24 protein-coding genes are annotated in these 23,010 nt (G+C 70.7%); 4 read left to right on the forward strand and 20 right to left on the reverse strand.

The window, feature by feature from the left end:
- Positions 1–6: 6 nt before the first annotated feature.
- From H9L21_RS09460 to rimP, 3 genes are read right to left on the reverse strand one after another with little or no spacing between them, the layout of a single operon-like run.
- The gene (locus H9L21_RS09460) at positions 7–279 is read right to left on the reverse strand and encodes a YlxR family protein (protein ID WP_154594736.1); all 273 of its coding nucleotides are present in this window, start codon (positions 277–279) and stop codon (positions 7–9) included.
- A 17-nt stretch (positions 280–296) separates the two neighbouring features.
- The gene (gene nusA / locus H9L21_RS09465; protein WP_154594735.1) at positions 297–1,325 is read right to left on the reverse strand and encodes a transcription termination factor NusA; all 1,029 of its coding nucleotides are present in this window, start codon (positions 1,323–1,325) and stop codon (positions 297–299) included.
- Complete coding sequence (gene rimP / locus H9L21_RS09470; protein ID WP_154594734.1) at positions 1,325–1,789, reverse strand: ribosome maturation factor RimP; 465 nt, start codon at positions 1,787–1,789, stop codon at positions 1,325–1,327. Before rimP ends, nusA begins: the two co-directional genes overlap by 1 nt.
- Positions 1,790–1,862: 73 nt before the next feature.
- Here rimP and H9L21_RS09475 point away from each other — a divergent pair, with 73 nt between their 5' ends.
- Together H9L21_RS09475 and H9L21_RS09480 are read left to right on the forward strand one after the other, a co-directional pair.
- Entirely contained in the window at positions 1,863–2,276 is a 414-nt protein-coding gene (locus tag H9L21_RS09475; protein WP_154594733.1) for a hypothetical protein, read from the forward strand.
- Positions 2,273–2,683, forward strand: coding sequence for a DUF4439 domain-containing protein (locus tag H9L21_RS09480; RefSeq protein WP_154594732.1), 411 nt, complete (start codon positions 2,273–2,275; stop codon positions 2,681–2,683). Before H9L21_RS09475 ends, H9L21_RS09480 begins: the two co-directional genes overlap by 4 nt.
- On the opposite strand, the gene H9L21_RS09485 is transcribed toward H9L21_RS09480, so the two are convergent.
- The 13 genes from H9L21_RS09485 to H9L21_RS09545 are packed head-to-tail and all read right to left on the reverse strand — an operon-like array spanning position 2,684 to position 15,373.
- Positions 2,684–3,874 carry a hypothetical protein gene (locus H9L21_RS09485; protein WP_154594731.1) on the reverse strand — a complete coding sequence of 397 codons (1,191 nt, stop codon included), beginning with the start codon at positions 3,872–3,874 and terminating at the stop codon, positions 2,684–2,686.
- Positions 3,875–3,926: 52 nt separating this feature from the next.
- Positions 3,927–5,057, reverse strand: a complete 1,131-nt coding sequence (locus H9L21_RS09490) for a hypothetical protein (RefSeq protein WP_154594730.1) — start codon at positions 5,055–5,057, stop codon at positions 3,927–3,929.
- A 40-nt stretch (positions 5,058–5,097) separates the two neighbouring features.
- Complete coding sequence (locus H9L21_RS09495; RefSeq protein ID WP_154594729.1) at positions 5,098–5,565, reverse strand: hypothetical protein; 468 nt, start codon at positions 5,563–5,565, stop codon at positions 5,098–5,100.
- A 4-nt stretch (positions 5,566–5,569) separates the two neighbouring features.
- Positions 5,570–7,312, reverse strand: a complete 1,743-nt coding sequence (locus H9L21_RS09500; protein ID WP_154594728.1) for a proline--tRNA ligase — start codon at positions 7,310–7,312, stop codon at positions 5,570–5,572.
- A gap of 50 nt (positions 7,313–7,362) precedes the next feature.
- Positions 7,363–7,740, reverse strand: coding sequence for a DoxX family protein (locus tag H9L21_RS09505; protein WP_154594727.1), 378 nt, complete (start codon positions 7,738–7,740; stop codon positions 7,363–7,365).
- Between the two features lie 41 nt (positions 7,741–7,781).
- Positions 7,782–8,648: a GNAT family N-acetyltransferase gene (locus H9L21_RS09510; protein ID WP_154594726.1), complete on the reverse strand. Its 867-nt coding sequence runs from the start codon at positions 8,646–8,648 to the stop codon at positions 7,782–7,784.
- A gap of 39 nt (positions 8,649–8,687) precedes the next feature.
- The gene (gene ispG, locus H9L21_RS09515; protein WP_154596115.1) at positions 8,688–9,818 is read right to left on the reverse strand and encodes a flavodoxin-dependent (E)-4-hydroxy-3-methylbut-2-enyl-diphosphate synthase; all 1,131 of its coding nucleotides are present in this window, start codon (positions 9,816–9,818) and stop codon (positions 8,688–8,690) included.
- Between the two features lie 17 nt (positions 9,819–9,835).
- The gene (locus H9L21_RS09520; protein ID WP_222865756.1) at positions 9,836–11,137 is read right to left on the reverse strand and encodes a M50 family metallopeptidase; all 1,302 of its coding nucleotides are present in this window, start codon (positions 11,135–11,137) and stop codon (positions 9,836–9,838) included.
- On the reverse strand, positions 11,134–12,354 hold the full coding sequence (gene dxr / locus H9L21_RS09525; protein ID WP_222865757.1) for a 1-deoxy-D-xylulose-5-phosphate reductoisomerase: 1,221 nt from the start codon (positions 12,352–12,354) through the stop codon (positions 11,134–11,136). The genes H9L21_RS09520 and dxr overlap by 4 nt, the downstream gene beginning before the upstream one ends.
- A gap of 53 nt (positions 12,355–12,407) precedes the next feature.
- Positions 12,408–12,866, reverse strand: a complete 459-nt coding sequence (locus H9L21_RS09530) for an AMP-binding protein (protein WP_154594724.1) — start codon at positions 12,864–12,866, stop codon at positions 12,408–12,410.
- Complete coding sequence (locus H9L21_RS09535) at positions 12,866–13,594, reverse strand: enoyl-CoA hydratase (RefSeq protein WP_154594723.1); 729 nt, start codon at positions 13,592–13,594, stop codon at positions 12,866–12,868. Before H9L21_RS09535 ends, H9L21_RS09530 begins: the two co-directional genes overlap by 1 nt.
- A 43-nt stretch (positions 13,595–13,637) precedes the next feature.
- A complete protein-coding gene (locus H9L21_RS09540) occupies positions 13,638–14,465 on the reverse strand; it encodes an ABC transporter permease (RefSeq protein ID WP_154594722.1) in 828 nt (275 codons plus the stop codon).
- Complete coding sequence (locus H9L21_RS09545) at positions 14,462–15,373, reverse strand: ABC transporter ATP-binding protein (protein WP_154594721.1); 912 nt, start codon at positions 15,371–15,373, stop codon at positions 14,462–14,464. Before H9L21_RS09545 ends, H9L21_RS09540 begins: the two co-directional genes overlap by 4 nt.
- 135 nt (positions 15,374–15,508) lie before the next feature.
- On the opposite strand from H9L21_RS09545, the gene H9L21_RS09550 reads away from it, so the two are divergent.
- Positions 15,509–16,663 carry a sensor histidine kinase gene (locus tag H9L21_RS09550; RefSeq protein ID WP_154596114.1) on the forward strand — a complete coding sequence of 385 codons (1,155 nt, stop codon included), beginning with the start codon at positions 15,509–15,511 and terminating at the stop codon, positions 16,661–16,663.
- Entirely contained in the window at positions 16,660–17,310 is a 651-nt protein-coding gene (locus H9L21_RS09555; RefSeq protein WP_222865758.1) for a response regulator, read from the forward strand. The genes H9L21_RS09550 and H9L21_RS09555 overlap by 4 nt, the downstream gene beginning before the upstream one ends.
- Positions 17,311–17,426: 116 nt before the next feature.
- Here the strand turns inward: H9L21_RS09555 and rlmN are convergent, their stop codons facing one another.
- From rlmN to H9L21_RS09575, 4 genes are read right to left on the reverse strand one after another with little or no spacing between them, the layout of a single operon-like run.
- The gene (rlmN, locus tag H9L21_RS09560; protein WP_154594720.1) at positions 17,427–18,572 is read right to left on the reverse strand and encodes a dual-specificity RNA methyltransferase RlmN; all 1,146 of its coding nucleotides are present in this window, start codon (positions 18,570–18,572) and stop codon (positions 17,427–17,429) included.
- 46 nt (positions 18,573–18,618) lie between these two features.
- Positions 18,619–19,611, reverse strand: a complete 993-nt coding sequence (locus H9L21_RS09565; RefSeq protein ID WP_187411411.1) for a zinc-binding metallopeptidase family protein — start codon at positions 19,609–19,611, stop codon at positions 18,619–18,621.
- A 50-nt stretch (positions 19,612–19,661) separates the two neighbouring features.
- Positions 19,662–20,537: a transglutaminase family protein gene (locus H9L21_RS09570; RefSeq protein WP_154594719.1), complete on the reverse strand. Its 876-nt coding sequence runs from the start codon at positions 20,535–20,537 to the stop codon at positions 19,662–19,664.
- Positions 20,534–23,008: a circularly permuted type 2 ATP-grasp protein gene (locus H9L21_RS09575; RefSeq protein ID WP_154594718.1), complete on the reverse strand. Its 2,475-nt coding sequence runs from the start codon at positions 23,006–23,008 to the stop codon at positions 20,534–20,536. The genes H9L21_RS09570 and H9L21_RS09575 overlap by 4 nt, the downstream gene beginning before the upstream one ends.
- Between the last annotated feature and the right edge of the window lie 2 nt (positions 23,009–23,010).

Below are 23,010 nucleotides of genomic sequence, written 5' to 3' on the forward strand. Positions count from 1 at the left end.
GGGTGGTCAGGCTCTCCGGGCGACTTCGGCTCGCACCCAATCAGCGACGGCGTTCGTACTGACGGGCCCTTCGAGACGAAGCGCCCTGACGAACGCCCGCCGGTCGAGGGCGAGCTTCAGGCACCGTTCCGCGGGGTGCAAGTGCGCTCCGCGGCCCGGTCGAGATCCGCCGGGATCGGGCTCCACGGTCCATCCCGTGTCATCCCGGTCGGCGACGACTCTCACCAGAGTGGTCTTGTCCGCACGCTGCCGACATCCGACGCACGTACGAATCACCATCGTCAAGTCTAGCGGCTCTACCGGGAGGACGACGAATCGCCATCGGGCACGGGCGCGGTGTCGGGCCGGATGTCGATCCGCCAACCGGTCAACTTCGCTGCGAGGCGGGCGTTCTGGCCCTCCTTGCCGATCGCCAGGGAAAGTTGGAAGTCCGGCACGACGACCCGCGCTGAGCGCATCGTCTCGTCCACGATCGTCACGCCCTTGACCTGGGCCGGCGACAACGCGTAGGCGATGAACTCGGCCGGGTTCTCGCTGAAGTCGACGATGTCGATCTTCTCGCCGTGCAGCTCGCTCATCACCGAGCGCACCCGCTGGCCCATCGGACCGATGCAGGCGCCCTTGGGGTTGACGCCTGGAGCGTTCGCCTTGACCGCGATCTTCGTACGGTGACCGGCCTCGCGGGCGATCGCGGCGATCTCGACGGTGCCGTCGGCGATCTCGGGCGACTCCAGCGCGAACAGCAGCTTCACCAGGTTCGGGTGGGTGCGCGACACCTTGACGCGGGGCCCGCGCATGCCGCGCTCGACCTCGTAGACGTACGCCTTGATCCGCTCGCCGTGGGCGTAGCGCTCCTCGGGGACCCGCTCGTTCACCGGCAGGATCGCCTCGATGTTGCCCAGGTCGATCAGCACGTCGCCGGGCGACCGGCCCTGCTGGATGACACCGGAGACGATGTCGCCGACCCGGCCGGAGAACTCGCCGAACTTGCGCTCGTCCTCGACGTCGCGGATGCGCTGCATGATCAGCTGGCGGGCGACCGACGCGGCGAAGCGACCGAAGTCCTCCGGGGTGTCGTCGAACTCCTCGGTGAAGGTCGCCGGCTGGGGCTCGCCGTCCTCGGTGGGCGGCGGGGTGACCCGCTCGCGGGCCCACACGGTGACGTGGCCGGTCTTGCGGTCCAGCTCGACGCGCGCGTGCTGCTGCGCGCCGCCGGTCTTGTGATACGCGGACAGCAGCGCGGTCTCGATCGCGTCGACGACGAGGTCGAAGCTGATCCCCTTCTCGCGCTCCAGCATCCGCAGCGCGGACATGTCGATGTCCATCAGACGTCCTTCCGGTTCAACTCGATCTGGACGACGGCCTTGACGATCTCGTCGTACGGGAAGCGGGTGGTGTCACCCGAGATGCTCAGCTCGACGCCGCTGTCGTCGCTCGAGCCGATACGGGCCTCGAAGCGCTCGCCGTCGGTGAGCTCGACCGCGACGAGGCGGCCGGCGTTGCGGCGCCAGTGGCGCGGCTCGACGAGGGGGCGGTCGACGCCACGCGAGGCGACCTCGAGGGTGTAGCGGCCCTCCCCCATCACGTCGGACTCGTCGAGGACGGCGGAGATGGCACGGGTGGCCTCGGCGACCTGGTCGATGCCGACGCCGCCATCGCGATCGACGGCGACGAGCAGACGGCGGCGCTCGTCCTTGCCCAGCAGCTCGACCTCTTCGAGGTCAAGTCCCAGCGAGGCGGTCACGGGCTCGAGGAGACTCGATATCCGGTCGATGATCGGGGTCGTCATCTCTGGTCCTCTTCAGTTGTGGTGCGTGAACACCCCATCTTATCGAAGTGCGCTCGCTCGGTAGTCTGCGGTCGTGAGCAGCCGTCGTGTCGTCCTGGCAGCCGCCGGTGGCGTGGCCGTCGCGCTGGCCGGCCTCTTCGTCACCGACACCTTCGACGACGCCCTGCGTGCCGTGGGCGCGAAGCCCAAGCCGCTCCCCCGTCCCGAGGACACCTCCTTGATGAAGGCCGTGGTGGACGACCAGCAGCGGGTGCTGGCCATCGCACGCGGAGCCGACAACACCGCCGTCGCGACCCTGCTGGCCGCCCAACTGGAGCAACTCGGCGCCACCCCCGGGACCACGACGACCGCGGGTGACCTCGCGGGAGCGCTGCGCACCGCCTCCCGCCATCGCGCGACCGACGCCCGGACCGCGATCTCGCCGGAGTTCGCCCAGGTTCTGGCCTCCCTGTCGGCCGGCCTCGCCCAAGCGGTGACGCTGGCATGAGCGCCGAGACGCAGCTGCGCCTCACCGAGCGCTGGCTGGCCCTCGAGCACGAGGCGATCTGGGTCCTGGGACTCGTGGGCGCACGCTTCCCCGACCTGGCCGGCGCCGCACGCAAGGACCTGGCGGCGCACCGGACCACCCGGGATCGGCTCGGCGGCGTCGTCGAGTCGCTCGGCGGCCGCCCGGCGGGCCCGCGACCCTCCTACGCGGTGACCGATCCGCGGGACGCCGCCGCCGCACGGGCCCTGGTGCAGGACGTCGAGTCGCGCATCGCCGCCACCTGCGTCCGGTTGGTGGCCGTCACCGAGGACAAGGCACGTGACCGCGCGGTCCGCGGCCTGCGCACCGCAGCGCTGGGCCAGGTGCGCTGGGGCGCGGAGCCCGAGCCGTTCCCCGGGCTGGACTGATCAGTCCGCCGGCACCAACTCGAGGACGTCGAACGTCTTCGGCGTGATCTCGTACTGGGGCCGCGCGATGTACGTCTCCGGGGTCGCGGGCCGACCGTGCCACACGAATTGGACATCCTTGATGCGACGGAGCTCACCACGGGCCATGTCGAGCAGGAACGCCTGGGTGCCACCCTCGAGCAGGATCGAGAAGGCCGCCCACCGGTCGGAGGCCGTCAGATACACCGAGCCCGCGTTGCCCACGGTGATCTGGAAGCGGCCGTACTTCGGCGATTCGATGAGGATCGGCTTGCCGTCCTCGCTGTGGCTCATCCGCACGCCCGACTCGTTCGCGTAGAGCTCGGGCCCCGGCAGATTCGATCCGTCCACCTCGCCGTCCGGGCCCTTCGCCGGATCCCAGCGGACCAGGCGGTTGGCCAGGACCACCTCGAGCAGGCCGTCGGGCCCTGCGAAGAGATCGGTCGCACCCGGAACGATCTCGGTGGGCTCACCGCTGCCGTCGATCGGCACCGCGAACACGGACGTCCGGCCTCGGGCACCGCGCACCTCGTTCACCGTCGCCTCCGTGTACCCGACGAAGTACACGGTGTCACCGCGCACCACGGGATCGACCAACCCGGTGGGCCACGGCGGGTTGGACTTGCCCGCGCCCTTCGCGCTGACCAGCAGGGTCTCGCGGCCGGTCTCGAGGTCGTGGACGTAGAGGTCGCCGAGGCTGATGTCGTAGGTCTCGACCCACAGCACACGGTTACCGTCGATCGTCGTGGCGCTGTAGCCCAGATCGTGCACCAACGGCGGCGCGGGCCGAGCCGTCCGGGGCCGGTCGGACAGCACGCGGGTCTTGCCCGTTGCGGGGTCCCGGGCCATGAGGGCCGCCTGGCGCGGGTCGCTGTCACCCGGCCGCTTCGAGATGTCGAACCGACCGGGGAATCGCTGGTAGATCTCGGTGCCGTCCTCGGTCCAGCCGGCGAAGGCGGCCGAGCGGTCGCCGAGGCGACCCAGCACCTTGCCGCTCACCGTGTAGTCCTGCCCCTCCTGCGCGAAGGGCGTGCTGGCGTCGGCGACGAGTCGCGTGGGCTCGGCGTATCCCTCGGGGTCGCCGGACCCCTCACCCGAGCAGGCACCGAGGCCTGCTGCGAGGACGAGAGCCGAGACTCCCGTGATCACACGTGAACGGACGGTGCTGCGCATCGTGGACTCCCCCATCCATTCGCTGTAACTGGCGTTGACGGATTCTGGCAGATCAGCGCACGAACTCGATCACGGGTTCGGTGGGATAGGGGTCCCAGCTGGCGAGGACCCCGAGGAAGTACGAGGTGGTCTGTAGTCCTCTCAGGTTCCGGGACGCGGGCACCCGCAGCAGCTTCTCGCCGATGACGTCGAACACGTACTGCGTCTGGTCGCCGTCGTCATCAATCGTGAACCGCACCCACCGCCCGTTCGCCTCCAGCCACGCGAACCTGCCCGATGCACCCGTGACCACGAAGCGTCGGTCACCGGTGTCGATGGTCAGCTCCTGGGGCTCGCCGGCACACGCGACCGTGACGCCCTCGCCGGCGGAGACGCCGCAGTCGGCCGGCAACTCGGTGCCGTCGACCTCGCCCTCGGCACCCCGCTCGGGGTCCCAGTCCACGACGCGATCCTCCAAGGCCACCTGCAGCATCCCCTCGGCCGGCGCCAGCACCGACTGGTCGCCGAAGACGTCGGTCGCGCCCGCGGCCACGAGCTCGGGCTCCCTCGAGCCGTCGACCGGCACGCGATACACGGACGTCCGCGCGGGCAGCCGCTGCGGGTCGTCTCCGTCGATCCCGACGAAGTACACGTGCTCGCCGTGGATCACGGGCCCGGTCTCCGAGGCGTGGGCCACCGATCGGACGAGGCGCCGCTCGGTACCGGCGCCCATGTCATGGACGTACAGATCGCCGCTCGGGCCGTTGCCTCGGATCTCGAACCAGGCGACGAGATCGCCCGCGACCACGGTGGACACGATCTGCAGCGCATTCCCGGGAATCCGGTCGCGCGCCACCTGTCCCTGCCGCCGGGCGCGGTCCGACACCACCGTGGTGCGCCCCGTCTTCGGGTCGCGTGCCACCAACGCCACGGCGTACGGGTCGTCGCCCTTCGGGTCGCCGTCGGCGCTGTGGGCGTGGCGCTCGAGGATCTCGGTGCCGTCCGCCGTCCACCCCGCCAGCGAGGCGGCACGGCCGTCGATCCGGGTCGGGACGAGCGTGACGACGTCGTAGTCCTCGCCGACCGTCAATTCCGGCACGGAGTCCAGCGACAGCACGGTGGGGCCCGACGGCTCCGGTGACGACTCACTCGTGCACGCCGTCAGGCCGAGAACCAGCAGGACGAGGATTGCGGTACGTCTCACCGGCTCATCCTCACGGCGGTGTCAATGCCGACGGCCCGTTTCATCGCTCGGGGTTGTCGAGGCAGTCGGTCTGGGCGCGCACCTCGAGGGCGCCGTCCTCGTGCACGAAGACCCCGCCGTTGAAGCCCTCGGCGTAGAACGACACGCCAGGCCCCGAGGGCCACTGCTGAACCCCGTCGTGGCGGATCCCCAGGTCCTCGATCGCCGCGATGGCCCGCGCGAGACTCGCGTCGGCGTCCTCGACGACACCGGCAGCAGCCTCGTACGAATACGAGATCTTGTTCCACTCGTTGCCGCCCAGCCCGCCGCACGGGACGTCGCGGGCCGGAGCCTCGACGGAGGCCTCACCCTCGGATGCGGACTCCAGGATCGCCATGCCGGCCTTGCGCAGGTCCGCGAGCGACCCCTGGGCGGACAGCCCGTCGGGATCGCCAGAACAGGCGGACAGCGCGAGCACCAGCACCACCGCGATGACAGGGCGTCGCGCCCCGAGCAGTCCCCCGACCACGAGCTCAGGCCGTCAAGGCGGCGACCAACTCCGCCACAGGCACGTCACGGCGCTCGCCGGTGGCGCGGTCCTTGACCTCGACGACACCGTCGGCCAGGCCCTTGCCCACCACGACGATCGTCGGGACACCGATCAGCTCGGCATCCTTGAACTTCACGCCGGGCGACATCTTGGGTCGGTCGTCGTACAGGACCTCCAGGCCGGCGGCCTCGAGGTCGGCGACGATCGCGTCGGCACCCTCGAACAGCTCGGGCGCCTTGCCCGCCACGACGAGGTGGATGTCGAACGGTGCGACCTCCCGGGGCCAGACGATGCCGGCCTCGTCGTAGGAGCCCTCGACGACCGCGGCGACCGCACGCGAGACGCCGATACCGTACGAGCCCATCGTGACCGTGACGAGCTTGCCGTTCTCGTCCAGCACCTGCAGGCCGAGTCGCTCGGCGTACTTGCGGCCGAGCTGGAAGATGTGGCCCATCTCCATGCCGCGCGCCAGCTCCAGCGGACCGGAGCCGTCCGGCGCCGGATCGCCGGCGCGCACCTCGGCGGCCTCGATCGTGCCGTCGGAGGTGAAGTCGCGACCGGCGATCAGGTCGAAGACGTGCTTGCCGGGCTGGTCGGCGCCGGTGATCCAGCTCGTCCCGTCGACGACCCGCGGGTCGGTCAGGTAGCGGATGCCGGTGGCCTTCTCGGTGCCCAGCACGCCGGGGCCGATGTAGCCCTTGGCCAGGTCCGGGTACTTGGCGAAGGCGGTCTCGTCGAACGCCTCGACCTCCGCCGGGGACACCTGCGCCTCGAGGCGCTTGGCGTCGACCTCGCGGTCGCCGGGCAGGCCGATCGCCAGCGGCTCGGTGGAGCCGTCGGGGTGACGCAGCATGACGAGCACGTTCTTGAGCGTGTCGGCCGCGGTCCACGGACGGTCGTCGCGCGGGAACGCCTCGTTGGCGTGGGCGACGAGCGTCTCGATCGTCGGGGTGTCGGGGGTGTCCTCGACGTGCGACGCCGGCAGCCCGTCGAACGGGATCGGGTCGGGCACGACCGTGGTGACGGCCTCGACGTTGGCCGCGTAGCCGCCGGGCGAACGCACGAAGGTGTCCTCGCCGTTCTCGGAGACGACCAGGAACTCCTCGCTGGCCGAGCCGCCCATCGCGCCGGAGTCTGCCTGGACGATCGCGTACTCGAAGCCGAGACGGTCGAACACGCGGATGTAGGCCGCGCGGTGCGCCTGGTAGGCCGCCTCGAGGCCCTCGTCGGTCACGTCGAAGGAGTACGAGTCCTTCATGATGAACTCACGGCCGCGCAGGATGCCGGCGCGCGGACGCGCCTCGTCGCGGTACTTGGTCTGGATCTGGTAGAGGATCGCGGGCAGGTCCTTGTACGAGCCGTACAGGTCCTTCACCAGCAGCGTGAACATCTCCTCGTGGGTGGGCCCGAGCAGCATGTCGTTGCCGCGACGGTCCTTGAGCCGGAAGAGGTTGTCGCCGTACTCGGTCCAGCGCTCGGTCGCCTCGTAGGGATCGCGCGGCAGCAGCGCGGGGAACCGCACCTCCTGGCCGCCGATCGCACCCATCTCCTCACGGACGATCGCCTCGACCTTGGCCAGCACGCGCAGGCCGAGCGGCAACCACGAGTAGATGCCGGGGGCGACGCGACGGACGTAGCCGGCGCGGACGAGCAGCTTGTGGCTCGGCACCTCGGCATCGGCGGGATCGTCGCGCAGGGTACGGAGGAACAGCTGGCTCATGCGCATACGACGAGGTTATCCGTCCGGGCCGGCAACCCGGCGGGCACCCGACCCGTTCAGGTGGCGCTGGAGCGCGCCAGGTTGAGCGCCGCGCGGATCAAGGGCCACTGCAACGGCAGGCGGGCGAGGACCCCCGCCTTGAAGGCCGGCGAGGCACGGCGGCTGCCGACGACGTCGACCGCCATCTGCACGTTGGCGGGGAACACCGCGGCCAGCAGGCCGGCGGACGCGAGCGCCCCGACCCGCCGGGTCCGGGGCGCGAGCACGGCCGCGGCACACACGAGCTCGGCGACACCGGACACCAGCACGAGGTCACGGCGCCGCGGCAGGAACCGGGGCACGATCCGCTCGAAGGTCTGGGGCCGGACGAGGTGGACGACCCCCGAGACGGCGAACGGGACGGCGACGAGCGCCAGATCGGTACGACGAGGCATCGTGGCCTGCTTTCGGGAGGGGCGGTGCGAACCGTGGAGTGTCACAGCAGGATCGAGGCGAAGGTCTCGACCTCGCGGAAGCCGACCCGCTCGTAGGCGCGTCGCGCCGGAGTGTTGTGCTCGTTGACGTAGAGCGTGACCGCCGGGGCGACCGAGCGGCGCACCTGCCGGACCACCGACGCCAACGCCGGGGCGGCGACGCCGGTCCCCCGCAGCTCCGGGTGCACCCACACGCCCTGCAGTTGGCAGCCGGTGTCGGTCGCGGCGCCGACCTCGGTCTTGAACAGCACCGTGCCGTCCTCGATGATCGCGTAGGACCAGCCCATCGACACCAACTGCGTCACCCGCGCGCGGTACCCGTGCGGGGAGCCGACGGACTCCGGGTGCACGCCGACCTCCTCGGTGAACATCGCCACGCAGGCGGGATAGAGGTCGTCGACCTGGTCCAGCCGCACGGGCTTCACCCGAGGGTCCAGCTGGACGTCACTGTCGTGCTTGAGCACCATGAACGGCTGAGCGGGACGGGGCGACCGCGCGGGTCCCCATTCGTCCTTGACGAGGTCCCACAGCGGCAGCACCGCGGTCGCCGGCCCGACCAGCGAGCTGGGCTTGTGTCCGTGGGACAGCAGGCGCGCCCCGAAGGCCTCGATCGCTGCGGGCGTGGCCTGCGCCGGGACGACGTTCGCGCCCACGTGCAACAGCGAGATCGCCACGCCGTCCTCGAAGTAGCCCCACAGCTCGGCACCGAACCACCGGCGGTCCAACCGAGTGGAGTCGACGCGGTGACGCACGAACATGTCGATCAACGGCTCGCGGTCGAGCACGTCGTGGACGATCTCCAGGTCCGCACGTCCCAACGGCCTCACATAGGAGGACGTCGCCGCTGACTGGTCACAGACCTCGGTCATGGCACGAGAGTACCCGCGGAGGCATCGGATCAGCGTCCGTCAGGACACCGAAACCGACGCGCCGCCGCCCTCGACCGGCTCCATCGTCTCGGCGATCCGCATCGCCTCTTCGATGAGGGTCTCGACGATCTGGCTCTCGGGCACGGTCTTGATGACCTCGCCCTTGACGAAGATCTGTCCCTTGCCGTTGCCGGACGCCACGCCGAGATCGGCCTCGCGGGCCTCGCCCGGTCCGTTGACGACGCAGCCCATGACGGCCACACGCAGCGGCACCTCGAGCCCGTCGAGTCCTGCGGTGACCTGCTCGGCGAGCGTGTAGACGTCGACCTGGGCGCGGCCGCACGACGGGCAGGAGACGATCTCGAGCTTGCGCGGGCGCAGGTTCAGCGACTGCAGGATCTGGATGCCGACCTTGACCTCCTCGACCGGAGGCGCCGACAGGGAGACGCGGATCGTGTCGCCGATGCCCTTGCTGAGCAGGGCGCCGAACGCCGTGGCGCTCTTGATGGTGCCCTGGAAGGCCGGGCCGGCCTCGGTGACGCCAAGGTGCAGCGGCCAGTCGCCCCGCTCCGAGAGCAGCTCGTAGGCGCGCACCATGACCACCGGGTCGTTGTGCTTGACCGAGATCTTGAAGTCGTGGAAGTCGTGCTCCTCGAACAGCGAGGCCTCCCAGACGGCCGACTCGACCAGCGCCTCGGGCGTGGCCTTGCCGTACTTCTCGAGCAGACGCTTGTCGAGCGAGCCCGCGTTGACGCCGATCCGCAGCGAGACGCCGGCGTCCTTGGCCGCCTTCGCGATCGCACCGACCTGATCGTCGAACTTGCGGATGTTGCCCGGGTTGACGCGCACGGCCGCGCAGCCGGCGTCGATCGCGGCGAAGACGTACTTGGGCTGGAAGTGGATGTCGGCGATCACCGGGATCTGCGACTTGCGAGCGATCGCCGGCAACGCCTCGGCGTCGTCCTGGCTGGGGCACGCCACGCGCACGATGTCACAGCCGGCGGCGGTCAGCTCGGCGATCTGCTGCAGCGTCGAGTTGATGTCGGAGGTCAGCGTCGTGGTCATCGACTGGACCGAGATCGGGGCGTCTCCACCGACGTCGACCGAGCCCACCTTGATCTTGCGCGTGGGGCGCCGGGGAGCCAGGACCGGCGGCGGCGCCTCGGGCATGCCGAGGTCGACCCCGCTCACGAGAGTCTCACCGGATTGACGATGTCCGCATAGATCAGAACCACACCCATGACTATAAGGACGAGCCCAACCACGTAGGCGACCGGCAGCATCTTGGCGACGTCCACGAACCCCGGATCCGGCTTCCCGCGCAGACGGGCGAAGGTACGCCGGAGCTGCTCCCACAGGGCCCCCGCGATGTGCCCACCGTCCAGCGGCAGCAACGGGATGAGGTTGAACAGCCACAGGAACAGGTTGAGGCTCGCCAGCAGGCTGATGATGCGCTGCGCGCGCTCGCCCCAGCTGGGGTCGTTGTACGTCACGAGCTCGCCGGCGACCCGGCTCGCGCCCACCACGCTGACGGGCCCGTCGGACTCGCGCTCGCCGCCCAGGGCGGCCTTCACGACGCCCACCATGCGCGCGGGGAGGTGCACCAGGGCGTTCGCGGTGGCGCCGATCATCTCGCCCATCTGGTCGACGACGTAGACCGGTCCCTGGCGCTCGGTCGCGAACTCGGGCGCCACGCCCAGGAAGCCCACGTTCTCGACCCGCTGCGGATCGTCGACGGAGGCACGCGCCAGCACCGAGGTGTTGACCGTGACCTCGTTGGCCGCTCCGTCGCGCTCGTAGCCGATCGTGGCCTCGCGGTCGCCGTTGCGGCGGATCAGCGTGGTCAGCTCGTCCCAGTCGTCGAGCGGCTCGCCGTTGAAGGTGGTCAGGACGTCGCCGGGCTCCAGCCCGGCCTGACGCGCCGGAGTGATCGGATCCTCGTCCGTGCACGCCCGGCCCGCCTCGGCGTCGGTGATGGCGCAATCGGAGACCTGGGCCACGGTCGTCGTGGGCGTCGGCACGCCGAACGCCATGAACGAGATCGCGAACAGGACCGTGGCGATGAGCAGGTTCACGGTCGGGCCGCCGGCCATCACGATGACCTTCTGCCACCAGGGCTTGCGGTAGAACAGGCGGTCCTCGTCGGCCGGGTCGACGTCGACGTACTCGGCGGCCCGCGCGTCCGTGGCCATCTGGGTGAACAGGCCCGTGTCCGACGAGCGGAGGACCAGGTGGCCGTCGTGATCGCGCTCCTCACGCTCGGGCGGGAGCATCCCGACGAGCTTGACGTAGCCGCCCAGCGGGATGGCCTTGAGGCCGTACTCGGTCTCGCCGCGCTTGACGGACCAGACGGTGCGGCCGAAGCCGACGAAGAACTGGGTGACCTTGACACCGAACTTCTTGGCCGGCCACATGTGCCCGACCTCGTGCAGGGCGATCGACAACGCGACACCGACGAGGAAGACGATGACTCCGAGGGCGTACATCATCGGCCCATCACCTCGGCCCGGGACGCGACGACGGTGCGGGCCCGCTCACGCGCGGCCGCGTCCGCCTCGAGGACTCGCCCGACCGTGAGGTCGCCGCTCGCCCAGTCGGGGTCGGCCAGGTGCTCGTCGACGATCTCGGCGACCGTGTCGACGATCCCGAGGAAGTCCAGGTCGCCGGCCACGAACGCATCGACACAGACCTCGTTCGCGGCATTGAACACCGCCGGTGCGGTGCGTCCGAAGGCACCGGCACGGCGGGCGACGCCGATCGCCGGGAACGCGTCCTCGTCGAGCGGGAAGAACTCCCAGGCGGTCGCGGAGGTCCAGTCGCAGGGGGCGACGGCGCCGGGGAGCCGGCGCGGCCAGGACAGGCCGAGCGCGATCGGCAGCTTCATGTCGGGCGGGGACGCCTGCGCCATCGTGGAGCCGTCCACGAACTCGACCATCGAGTGCACGACGGACGTGGGGTGCACCACCACGTCGATCCGCTCGTACTCGATGCCGAACAGCAGGTGGGCCTCGATGACCTCGAGCCCTTTGTTCACGAGCGTGGCCGAGTTGATGGTGATGACCGGGCCCATGTCCCACGTCGGGTGCGCCGCGGCCTGCTCGGGCGTGACGTCGCGCAGGTCCTCGCGGGCGAGGCCGCGGAACGGACCGCCGCTGGCGGTCAGGACGAGGCGGCGCACGTCGTCGATCTCCTCGCCCCGCAGGGCCTGGGCCAGGGCGGAGTGCTCGGAGTCGACCGGGACCAGCTGCCCGGGCTTCGCGGCGTCCAGGACCAGGGAGCCGCCCATGATGAGCGACTCCTTGTTGGCCAGGGCCAGCGTGGCGCCGGACTCCAGTGCCGCGAGGGTGGGCAGCAGGCCGACGGCGCCGGTCATGCCGTTCAGGACGGTGTCGGCGGGGATCCGGGCGGCCTCGACGGCGGCGTCGGGCCCGGCCAGCAGGCGGGGCAGGCGGTACTCCCCCGCGGACCAGCCGCGGCGTTGCGCCTCGGCGTAGAGGGCCAACTGCACGTCCTGGGCGGCGGTGGCGTTGGCCACGGCGACGACCTCGACCCCGAACTCGAGCGCCTGGGACGCCAAGGTGGAGGGATCGGCGCCACCGGCGGCGATCGCCACGACGTCGAATCGATCGCGATGGGCGCGCACGACGTCGAGCGCCTGCGTGCCGATCGAGCCGGTGGAGCCCAGGACGACCACGCGAGAACTCATGGGATCCATTGTGGCACCGGGCCCCGAAGCGCGGACCCGGCCCGATGAAGTGCTCAGGTCAGCGTGCCGCCGTGCAGCAGCGTGGCCAGGACGTCGCCGAACCGGCGCTCCATCCGCTCGCCGTAGTCGCCGGAATCGTGGACCTCCGCGGCGGCCGGATCGACGCGCCCGGCGCGCAGGACGAGATCGAGCTCGTACTCCTCGCCGCCGACGTTGATGACCGCCGGATCACCGGTGATGGTGAAGGAGGCCTGCTCATCGGGCTCGGCGCCCAGCCGGACGATCGCCAGCACGCTGACCACCCAGACGTGCCGGTCGGGCACGTCGAGGTGGACCGGTACCCCGGCACGCAGTCCCAGCTCGCGCAGCCCTCCGGCCAGCGATGCCGACTCGTGCAGCAGCTGGGCGTACGAGAGCGTTCCGGTGGGGGTCACCAGCGCCGAGTCGTCGGCGCGACCCCGGATGACGTTGAGGTCCAGCGCCCGGAAGGCCACGCTGTGGGGTCGTGCCATCAGTGTCCCCTGAAGATCGGCTCGCGCTTCTCGGCGCGGGCGGTGGCGGCTTCCTTGACGTCCTCACTGGCCCAGACGTCGGCGAAGCTCTGGGCGATGCGCTCGTCGTCCTGCGTCGAGCCGTTGAGCACGAGCTTGTTGTGCGCCAGGGTCAGCGGGGCCAGGCGGGCGATCTCCTGGGCCCACGCGATCGCGTCGTCGAGGGTGCCCGCCCGGTCGGCGAGCCCGCACGACAGTGCCTCGTCGTGACCGATGGTGTCGGCCGCCAGCATGACGCGGCGGGCGCGGCCGGTACCGGCGAGCTGCGCCAGGGTGCGGATCGTCCACGCGTCGACGGCCATGCCGTTGCGCGCGGTGGGGACCGCGAACCGGGCTCGCTCGTCGACCACCCGCAGGTCGCAGGCGATCGCGAGCTGCGTGCCGGCCCCGATCGCCGGCCCGTTGACCGCGGCGATGACGGGGACCGGCACCAGGGTCAGACCGTGGAGCATCTCGTAGAGCGCGGAGATGAACGCGTCGCCGTAGACCCCGTCCAGGTCGGCGCCGGCGCAGAACGCGGTGCCCTCCCCCGTCACCACGATCACGCGGGCGCCGGACTGCACGGCATCGGCCGCGGCCGCGTGCAGCGCCTGGCACAGCTCGAGGTTGAGGGCGTTGCGTCGATCGGGACGCCGCAACGTCAGGACGACGACGTCGCCGTCGCGCGCGGTGGTCAGCAGGTCGGACATGCGATCCAACCTAGCGACCGACCACCGCGCGGACGGCGCTGCCTCACTTGACCTCGGTGCTCCGCACCCGCAGGAAGCCGAGCGTGCCGGGGATGACGATCCACAGCACGAGGGTGACCACCAGTCGCAGGTAGTCGACCGGGCCGACGTCGATCGGATCGCCGAGGAACGTCGTCCCGTCGCGCAGCATCATCAAGGCATAGTCGATGTTGATCCACGGCAGCAGGTCCTGCGCCCAGCCGAACAGTGCCATCAGGATCGGGTAGACCATGACCGGCAGGATCAGCGCCACGATGTAGAACACCGCGATCGCGGCAGGGGTGTTGAGCAGCAGCATCGCCAGCGCGAAGGCCATCCAGAAGAACAGCAGCTGCGACGCGACAGTCCAGGCCAGGTCCCCGATCGGGACGTTCCAGACCACGTCGTGCGGCGTGATGATTCCGTAGATGACGTTGCCGAGGGCACCGAACGCCACGGCGATGACGATCGTGGCCAGCGCGAGCACGCTCACGGCGACGAACTTCGCCAAGATGACCCGCCCGCGGTTGGGCTGGAGCGTGAACGTCGTGAGGTGGGTGCGCTGGCTCCACTCGCTGCTGACGATCAGGATCGCGAACACCGGCAACAGGAGCGAGACCGGCAGCGCCATGATCTCGGCGAATCCGCCCGCGGTGATCGTGACGTCGTCGTTGAGTCCGATCACCAGCAGGGTCAGGGCCATGGCCAGCAGGATGAACACCCCGGTCAGGCCGAACAGCCAGATGCCGCCGCGGGTGTCGATCATCTTGCGGACCTCGACCTTGACCTCGCGGCCGAACGGGACGCCCGGACGCGAGAGGTCGATCGTGGGGTTGGTCGTGGTGGTGCTCATGCGAGGGCTCCTTCTGCGGCGATGACGTCGCGCTGGTCGTCGGCGGTCAGCTGCAGGAACTTGGCCTCCAGGCCGGCCCCGTCGGCCTCGCGCAGTTCGAGCAGGGGGACGCCGGCGGCGGCTGCCGCGAGACCGACCTCTTCGGGTGTCGCCGGCGAGGTGACGGCGTCGGATGTCTGGACCGCCTCGAGGCCCGCGGCCTGCATCGCGCGGATCAACGCGGCGTTGTCGCGCGCACGGACCCGTGAACCGGTGGTCCTCAGCAGGTCGTCCTTCGTCCCCATCGAGACGATGCGCCCGTGACCGATGAGGATCAGGTCGTCGGCGATGATCTGGATCTCGTGCAGCAGGTGCGACGAGAGCATGACGGTGCCGCCGCGGTTGGCGTACTCGCGCAGCAGTTGGCGCATCCAGTGGATCCCCGCCGGGTCGAGCCCGTTGGCGGGCTCGTCGAGGATCAGTACGCGCGGATCGCCCAGCAGCGCATGGGCGATGCCCAGGCGCTGACGCATGCCCAGCGAGTAGTTGCGCACGCGGCGCTTGGCCTCCTTGGGCGTGAGGCCGACCAGGGCGAGCATCTCGTCGACGCGGGCGCTCGGCAGGCCCATGGTCTGCGCGCCGATCGTCAGGACCTCGCGGCCCGTGCGACCGCCGTGCTGCGCGGAGGCGTCGAGCAGGACGCCCACCTGGCTCGCGGGGTTGGGGATGTCGGCGTAGTTGACGCCGCCGATCGTGGCGGTGCCGGACGACGGGCGGGTCAGCCCGGTGATCATCCGCATCGCGGTGGACTTGCCGGCCCCGTTCGGGCCGAGGAAGCCGGTGACACGACCGGGCTGGCAGACGAACGAGACGTCGTCCACGGCCCGGAAGTCGCCGTACGACTTCGAGAGGTTCTTGACTTCGATCATGGCTCCACCCTGCCCGATCAGGTGGCCGTCCGGCAGCCTCCGACACGCTCGGACTGTTAGCCGAAGGTAGGGGGTCGGGTCGCCGAACGCTCGACGCGTCCGACCGGTCGGCGCGCCTATCCTGAGGCGGTGACGATGCCCGCGCCCCCGATCTCGCGGTGGGGCCACGCCTGGCGGATCGCCTTGGTCCTGTCCATCTCGCTCGTCGCGTGGGTGCCCCTGGCGGAGTACCAGTGGGACCGCGTGCGCTGGTGGTTCTGGCTGGACCTGGCCGTCGGCGTCCTCTCCTTCGTCGCGGTCTTCTGGCGGCGGCGGTTCCCCGTCGCGGTCGCCCTCACCACCAATGTCGCGGCGGGCTTCTGTCTGAGCGCGGGCGGCCCCGCGACGCTCGCCCTCTTCTCGCTGTCCACGCGCCGGCGGTGGCGCGAGATCCTCCCGGTCAGCGCGGTCAGCTTCGTCTCCGGCGCTTGCTTCATCCTGTTCGCCGACCCGAACGCCGATCGACGCGAGCTGATCCTGGTCGATCTGGCGTTGATCACCACGATCATCGCGATCACGGTCGGCTGGGGCATGTACGTGGGCTCGCGGCGTGAGCTGCTGGCCACGCTGCGCGACCGGGCCGAGACCGCCGAGTCCGAGCAGGCGGCCCGCGTCGCGCAGGCGCGGATCGCCGAACGGGCACGCATCGCGCGCGAGATGCACGACGTCCTCGCCCACCGGATCTCCATCGTCACGATGCACGCCGGGGCCCTGTCCTACCGCGACGACCTCTCGGCCGAGGAGGTCAGGACGACGGCGGCCACGATCGAGCAGAGCTCGCGACTGGCGCTGGTCGAGCTGCGCGAGGTGCTGGGCGTCCTGCGCGAGGGAGCCGGCGATGCCGAGCCGGAGCCCCCGCAACCGACCGCCGCGGCGATCCCCGACCTGATCCAGCGATTCCGCGACGCGGGGATGAACCTCGCCGTGACGGGGTCGGTCCACCCCGTGGACATTCCGGCGCCCACCGGTCGCACCGCCTACCGCGTCGTGCAGGAAGGGCTCACCAACGCGGCCCGGCACGCACCGCGCACGCGGGTCGAGCTGACGATGTCCGGCGGGCCCGAGACCGGGCTCGCGATCGAGGTGACGAACCGGATTCCGGCAGGGACCCGGGCCTCGGACCCGCCGCCCGCGTCGGGTCTGGGTCTCATCGGCCTGACCGAGCGAGCGGCGCTGGCCGGCGGATCGCTGGAACGCACGACGACCGCGGACCGTCACGTCCTGAGAGTGTGGCTACCGTGGGCACCGTGATCCGCGTCCTCATCACCGACGACGATCCGCTCGTGCGGGCGGGCCTGAGCCTCATGCTCGGCGGAGCCGCGTCGCTCGAGGTCGTCGCCGAGGCAGCCGACGGGCGCGAGGCCGTGGCGGCCGTCCGCGAGCACGCGGTGGACGTCGTTCTCATGGACCTGCGGATGCCGGTCATGGACGGCATCGAGGCCACGCGCGCCATCGTGGCCTCGCCCGAACCACCCAAGGTGCTCGTCCTGACCACCTTCGACGCCGACGACTACGTCGTCCGCGCGCTGTCCGCGGGCGCCGCCGGCTTCCTGCTGAAGGACACTCCCCCGCCGCAGATCGTCGATGCGATCCAGAAGGTCGCGGACGGCGAGCCGATGCTCTCACCGACCGTCACCGAGAACCTCATCCGGCGCGTCACGGCCGACTCCACGGACACCCGGCGCAGCGGTGCGGCCCGACTCGTGGACACCCTCAGCGAGCGCGAACTGGAGGTCGCCCGGGCCATCGGTCAGGGCAGCTCCAACGCCGAGATCGCCGCCGAGCTGTTCATGAGCGTCGCCACCGTCAAGGCCCACATCTCGCGCATCTTCACCAAGCTCGACGCCGGCAACCGCGTGCAGGTCGCGATCACCATGCACGAGGCTGGCCGGCTGTAGTCGCCCGACTTTCGGCCTCGCGCCGTCCCCCTGCCCGACTTTTGGAAAGCGTTTCACCCTTCCCGCCGGGAAAAGGGTGAAACGCGTTCCAAAAGTTCCGCGGGATGTCGCCGGTCCTACTCGGACGCCGCCAACTGGCCGCAGGCCGCGTCGATCTCGTCGCCGCGGGTGTCGCGGATCGTGGTGCTGATGCCCTTGGCCACGAGACGGCGGACGAACTCGTCCATGTCCTCGTCGCGCGACCGGGTGAACTTCGAGTCAGGGATCTCGTTCAGCGGGATCAGGTTGACGTGGACCCAGCCCCAGTCGCCGTACGAGTTGAGCACGTCGGCGAGCAGGTCCGCGCGCCAGGCCTGGTCGTTGATGTCGCGCATCATCGCGTACTCGATCGAGACGCGGCGCTTGGTGGTCTTGGCGTAGTTCCACGCGGCCTCGACGGTCTCGGCGACGCTGGAGCGGTTGTTGATCGGGACCAGCTCGTTGCGCAGCTCGTCGTCGGGCGCGTGCAGGCTGAGCGCGAGGGTGACGGGGATGCCCTCCTCGGCCAGCTGGCGCATGCGCGGCACGAGGCCGACGGTCGAGACCGTGATGTTGCGGGCGCTCATGCCCAGGCCGTCGGGCGCGGGGGCGACCATGCGGCGGACGGCGCCGATGACGGCCTTGTAGTTGGCCATCGGCTCACCCATCCCCATGAACACGACGTTCGAGAGGCGGCCCGGGCCGCCGGGCACGGCGCCGGACTCCATCTGGTGCGCGGCGTCGACGACCTGGTCGATGATCTCGGCCGTGCTCATGTTGCGCTGCAGACCGCCCTGGCCGGTGGCGCAGAACGGGCAGGCCATGCCACAACCGGCCTGGCTGGAGACGCAGATCGTCGCACGGTCGGGGTAGCGCATGAGCACCGACTCGACGAGGGCGTTGTCGAACAGCCGCCACAGGGTCTTGCGGGTCGCGCCCTTGTCGGCCTCGAGCACGCGCACCTGGTCGAGAAGCTGCGGCAGCAGCGCGCCGACGATCGCGTCGCGCTCCTTCGCCGGCAGGTCCGTCATCAACTCGGGGTCGCGCTCGTGGCGCGCGAAGTAGTGGTGCGCGACCTGCTTGACCCGGAACGGCTTGAGACCGAGCTCCTCGGCGGCGGCCTTGCGTTCGTCGCCCGAGAGGTCCGCCAGGTGTCGCGGCGGCTTGCCGCGCCCCCGGGCCGGAGCCATCACGAGAGGCAGCGGCTTGGGGTTGACTTCCGCCACATCGACCTCGTTCGCCATGACTCCAGTCTCCCAGACCGTCCCCACTGAGGACGAATCCGCGAGATCAGGCGACCTGGTACCGCGGCGACAGGGACGCGACGAACTCGAGCTTCTCGAGCACCGGCGCCGCGATCACGAAGGGGTACAGCGGCTCCTTGCCCATCGAGCGGTTGATCTGGTTCAGCGCGACCGACAGCGGGATCCAGACCCCGGCGACGAGATCACGGAACGAGCGGAACGCGCTCGGGTCGACCGTCGTGAGGCCCAGCGACTGCGCCGTGTCGATCGTGTCGGCGATGTGCAGGAAGTGGGCGAAGGTCTCGGCGAAGTCCTCCCACGGGTGCATCGTCGCGTAGGCGCTGATGTACCGGGCCCGCCACCCCGCGGGCGGACCCTCGGCGTAGTGCCGGTCGAGTGCCTCGCCGTAGTCCTGCCGCTCGTCGCCGAACAGCTCGCGCGCCCGCTCCAGCAGCTCGTCGCGGACCAACAGCGCCTCGTAGTAGTGGCCGGTCTCGTGGCGGAAGTGGCCCAGCAGCGTGCGGTACGGCTCGTCGAGATCACGCCGCAGGCGCTCACGGTGCACGCTGTCACCCTCGGCCAGGTCGATCGTGACGACCCCGTTCTGGTGTCCCGTCGTGACCGGCACGTTGGCGCTCGAGAGCAGGTCGAACGCCAGGCCGTTCTCGGGATCCTGGGCTCGCGTGACGATCGGCAGCTCGAGCGCGTCGAGCTCGACGATGAGGCGGCGCTTCGCGGACTCCGCCGCCGGAAAGGCCTTCATGCCTGCAGCGTCCGAGTCGGCGGGGCGGGTGCGGGTCAACGCGCAGTTGAAGCACAGGCTGCCCTTGACCTGGGTGAGCCAGGTGCACGCCGACAGCTCGCGATTGCGGCACAGCCACCAGGTGTCGCCCTCGGCGTCCATGTAGCGGCCGTCGTCGTCGACCGGGACGATCGCCTTCTCCTCCCGGGAGAACCCGAGTGCCGATCCGCAGGAGACACACGTGGTGTTCTCGAAGTACAGGACATTGCCACACTGACGACACTCGAATGCACGCACGCCACCACCTTGGCGTCCCCGGACGGTGTCTGCCAGTCCGGGGACGGAGATCACACGAGGGGCGCGACGTCGACCTGGACGTCGAGCGTGGAGGACTTCGCGTCGGTGTAGATGATGCCCTTGACCGGCGGGACGTCCTTGTAGTCCCGACCCCACGCGACCGTGACGTACCGGTCGTTGACCCACTGGTCGTTCGTCGGGTCGAGGGCCAGCCACGTGCCGTCCGGCAGCCACACGGCCGCCCAGGCGTGGGAGGCGTCGGCCCCGACGATCCGCTCGCGACCGGGCGGCGGCGTGGTGGCGAGGTAACCGCTGACGTACCCCACCGCCAGACCGTGGGAGCGCAGGCAGGCCAGCGTCAGGTGCGCGAAGTCCTGACAGACCCCGGCCCGCTGGGCGAACACGTCGTCAATCCGGCTGGTGACGGTGGTCGCGCCCTTGTCGTACGTGAAGTCGGCGTGGATCCGGTGCATCAGATCCGTGACCGCCTCGCCGACGGGCCGACCCGGGACGAGCGACGCGGCGGCGTAGTCGTGGGCCTGCCGTGTCTGGTCGACGAGGGTCGACGGCAGCGCGAGGTCGACGGCGCGCCAGGCCCCCTCGACGCCGGGCCGTTCGGCGGGCCGGGCCTGCTCCCACGGCGTGGCGAGGGCGGCCGGACTGTGCACCGGCAGGCTGACCTCGACCTCGCTCGTGGCGTCGACCACGAGCGTCCGGTGCGGCGAGGTCACCTGGAAGTAGGTGACGGTGTTGCCGTAGTAGTCGGCACTGCGACTCGTGTCGGCGGGGGTGGGCTCGATCCGCACGTCCACCGACTCGACCTGCTGGAACGCCGAGGTGCGGGGCACCACGTGCGCGATGCCGTAGCTGTTCGAGACGTCCTCGTCGTAGGTGTACGTGGTCCGGTGCCACACGCGGTACCTCATGCGTCCGTCCCGCCCGTCGAGAAGCCGAGGGACCGCGGCGTCGGGCCGGTGGCGAAGTGCACCTCGGCGACGGCGTCGGAGAGCCGCATCAGGTGCTGCGCCGTGGCCTGGGCGAACCGCACGAAGTTGGGCCGGGTCTCACCGTCGAGATCCAGCAACGCCCCGACGTCGAGCCGGTCCAGCTCCGCCAGGAGATCGTCGACCAAACGCTCCGGGCGGGTCGACCCGCTCGACCCGGGCAGGGTGGCGAGGGACGCGTCGACGGCCAGCAGGTTGAACCGCAGCGAGCGCGGGTTGGTCTCGTCCAGCAGCAGCAGGTCCAGCACCGACGCGGCGCGCACGACGCCACGGTGGCGGCGTCGATGCGTGACTGCACTCTCGGCCGCCTGGAGCACCGCCTGGTGGACGTCCCGGTCGACGTCGAGGCCGCGACGCACCGACAAGGTCGGGCCGATGAGCTGGCACAGCTGCAGGCTGCGCTCGATGCCCCGGCCGATCTCCATGAGGTGCCAGCCCTCGTCACGGACCATGTTCCCGGTCACGCCGTGCAGGGACAGGATCGCCGTCAGCATGCGCCCCGCGCTCTCGCCGATCTGCCACCCGTGCGGGTTGGCGGCGAGCAGACCTCGCGCCCGGTCCATCGCGCCGAACACCCGGAAGAGGTCGGGCGAGACCTGGTCACGCACGCTCTGGGCGATCTCCTTGAGACGCATGACCGTCTGGCCGACCGAGCCCGACCGGTGGGCGTCCAGCAGCAGGGACCGCAGATCCCCCTCGAAGTTCGCGGGGTCGTACGAGGACGGGCTCAGCGACCGCATCACCCCGGCCACCACCGCCAGCGTGCGTCCGCCGCTGGAGTGCGGTCGGCCCTGGAAGTCCTCGGCCAACTCGTGCGTGGCGATCGCGAGGCGCAGCAGGTCCTCGACCCGCTCGGCATAGCGGCCGAGCCAGAACAGGTCGTCGAGCACGCGCGGCACCGGCGTGACCGGAGCGCGGGCGTGGGTGACCGGAAGGACGTCCGGCAGGCCCTGGTCGGGCTCGTCGGGCGAGCCCTTCAGCACCCACACGTCCTTGCTGACCTCGATCTGGTCCGCGGACGAGCCGACCGGCGCCGCGGTGGCGAGCCCGCCGATCATCGGTCGGTAGCTGGAGCCGTGGCGCAGCGTGAACGCGCGCAGGGTCAGCGCGTGGGGCTCGAGACGCCCCTGGTCGAGCGTCGGCGAGACGGACACGCCCACCGGCTCCTGCCCGACGTAACGGTAGGGCTCGGCCACGATCGCCTCCACCAGCCGCTCGCGCGACGACGTGTCGACGTCGAACGGCGGATCGATCCGCCGGACCGTCAACTCGTCCAGCCGGTCCAGCAGCTGGTCGCGACCCTCGGGAGTGCCGGCCCACACGGTCGGTACACCGGGCAGGCGCAGCGGCTCGTCGAGGAGCTGCTCGCACATCTCGGACATGAAGGGTATGAGGGCCGCGTTCTCGACGACGCCCGAGCCGAGTCCGTTGATGACGGTCACCGTCCCGCGGCGCACCGCCTCGGTGAGGCCGGTGACGCCCAGCTGGGACTCGCCGCGCAACTCGAGCGGATCGCTCCACTCCGCATCCACGCGACGCAGGATCACGTCGACGCGCTCCAGGCGGCCGAGCACGCGCATCCACACCGCGCCGTCCCGGGCCACGAGGTCCGTGCCCTCGACCAACGGGAAGCCGAGGGTCGACGCGATGAAGGCCTGGTCGTAGGCCGTCTCGGAAGTCGGCCCGGGCGACAGGACGACGACGCGCGGATTCTCGACCGTGGGCGGGGCGGCCTGCATGAGCGACACCCGCAGCACCTGGAAGAACGGGGCCAGGCGGTGCAGGCCCGCCTCGCGGTACGCGACCGGCAGCACGCGCGAGAGCACCCGGCGGTTCTCCATCGCGAAGCCGATGCCCGACGGGGCCTGCGCGCGGTCGGCGAGGACCTGCCACTCCCCCGTCGGAGTACGGCCCAGATCGGTTCCGGTGATCACGAGCTGGCGCTGGTGCGCCGCCGTCGCCCGCGCGACGGCGCGCAGGAAGCCACTGTGGCCGAACACGATGCCCGGCGGCAGCGTCCCGCGCGCGAGCAGCTCCTGCGGGCCGTAGAGGTCGACGAGGATCGCGTTGAGCAGCTCGGCGCGCTGCGCCAGGCCCTTCTCGAGCGTCGCCCATTCGTCGGCCGAGATGACCAGCGGGACGGGATCGAGCCGCCAGGACCGCTGTTGACCACCCGGCGGCGTGTAGACGACGCCCTCGTCGGCCAGCAGCCGCGCGATCTCGTCGCTTGCCCGGGTGAGCTCCGGCAGGGTCACGTCGACCGCCTCGGCCGCCAACCGCTTCCAGGCCGCGCGCAGAGTCCCGTCGGGACTGGCGACCTCGTCGTAGGGGGCGGCCGACTGGCCCAGCGTCGGCTGGATCACCGAGGCGGCGTAGTCGCGCAGGACGGTCATGG

Origin of the sequence: Aeromicrobium senzhongii, assembly GCF_014334735.1 — a bacterium.
GTDB classification, from domain to species: Bacteria; Actinomycetota; Actinomycetes; order Propionibacteriales; family Nocardioidaceae; genus Aeromicrobium; species Aeromicrobium senzhongii.

What these genes read in the sequence shown, in the direction of transcription:
- H9L21_RS09460 (WP_154594736.1), bottom strand. Translation starts at nt 279, where the DNA reads ATGGTGATTCGTACGTGCGTCGGATGTCGGCAGCGTGCGGACAAGACC.
- nusA (WP_154594735.1), bottom strand. Translation starts at nt 1,325, where the DNA reads ATGGACATCGACATGTCCGCGCTGCGGATGCTGGAGCGCGAGAAGGGG.
- rimP (WP_154594734.1), bottom strand. Translation starts at nt 1,789, where the DNA reads ATGACGACCCCGATCATCGACCGGATATCGAGTCTCCTCGAGCCCGTG.
- H9L21_RS09480 (WP_154594732.1), top strand. Translation starts at nt 2,273, where the DNA reads ATGAGCGCCGAGACGCAGCTGCGCCTCACCGAGCGCTGGCTGGCCCTC.
- H9L21_RS09485 (WP_154594731.1), bottom strand. Translation starts at nt 3,874, where the DNA reads ATGCGCAGCACCGTCCGTTCACGTGTGATCACGGGAGTCTCGGCTCTC.
- H9L21_RS09500 (WP_154594728.1), bottom strand. Translation starts at nt 7,312, where the DNA reads ATGCGCATGAGCCAGCTGTTCCTCCGTACCCTGCGCGACGATCCCGCC.
- H9L21_RS09505 (WP_154594727.1), bottom strand. Translation starts at nt 7,740, where the DNA reads ATGCCTCGTCGTACCGATCTGGCGCTCGTCGCCGTCCCGTTCGCCGTC.
- H9L21_RS09510 (WP_154594726.1), bottom strand. Translation starts at nt 8,648, where the DNA reads ATGACCGAGGTCTGTGACCAGTCAGCGGCGACGTCCTCCTATGTGAGG.
- ispG (WP_154596115.1), bottom strand. Translation starts at nt 9,818, where the DNA reads ATGCCCGAGGCGCCGCCGCCGGTCCTGGCTCCCCGGCGCCCCACGCGC.
- H9L21_RS09520 (WP_222865756.1), bottom strand. Translation starts at nt 11,137, where the DNA reads ATGATGTACGCCCTCGGAGTCATCGTCTTCCTCGTCGGTGTCGCGTTG.
- dxr (WP_222865757.1), bottom strand. Translation starts at nt 12,354, where the DNA reads ATGAGTTCTCGCGTGGTCGTCCTGGGCTCCACCGGCTCGATCGGCACG.
- H9L21_RS09530 (WP_154594724.1), bottom strand. Translation starts at nt 12,866, where the DNA reads ATGGCACGACCCCACAGCGTGGCCTTCCGGGCGCTGGACCTCAACGTC.
- H9L21_RS09535 (WP_154594723.1), bottom strand. Translation starts at nt 13,594, where the DNA reads ATGTCCGACCTGCTGACCACCGCGCGCGACGGCGACGTCGTCGTCCTG.
- H9L21_RS09540 (WP_154594722.1), bottom strand. Translation starts at nt 14,465, where the DNA reads ATGAGCACCACCACGACCAACCCCACGATCGACCTCTCGCGTCCGGGC.
- H9L21_RS09545 (WP_154594721.1), bottom strand. Translation starts at nt 15,373, where the DNA reads ATGATCGAAGTCAAGAACCTCTCGAAGTCGTACGGCGACTTCCGGGCC.
- H9L21_RS09550 (WP_154596114.1), top strand. Translation starts at nt 15,509, where the DNA reads ATGCCCGCGCCCCCGATCTCGCGGTGGGGCCACGCCTGGCGGATCGCC.
- rlmN (WP_154594720.1), bottom strand. Translation starts at nt 18,572, where the DNA reads ATGGCGAACGAGGTCGATGTGGCGGAAGTCAACCCCAAGCCGCTGCCT.
- H9L21_RS09570 (WP_154594719.1), bottom strand. Translation starts at nt 20,537, where the DNA reads ATGAGGTACCGCGTGTGGCACCGGACCACGTACACCTACGACGAGGAC.
- H9L21_RS09575 (WP_154594718.1), bottom strand. Translation starts at nt 23,008, where the DNA reads ATGACCGTCCTGCGCGACTACGCCGCCTCGGTGATCCAGCCGACGCTG.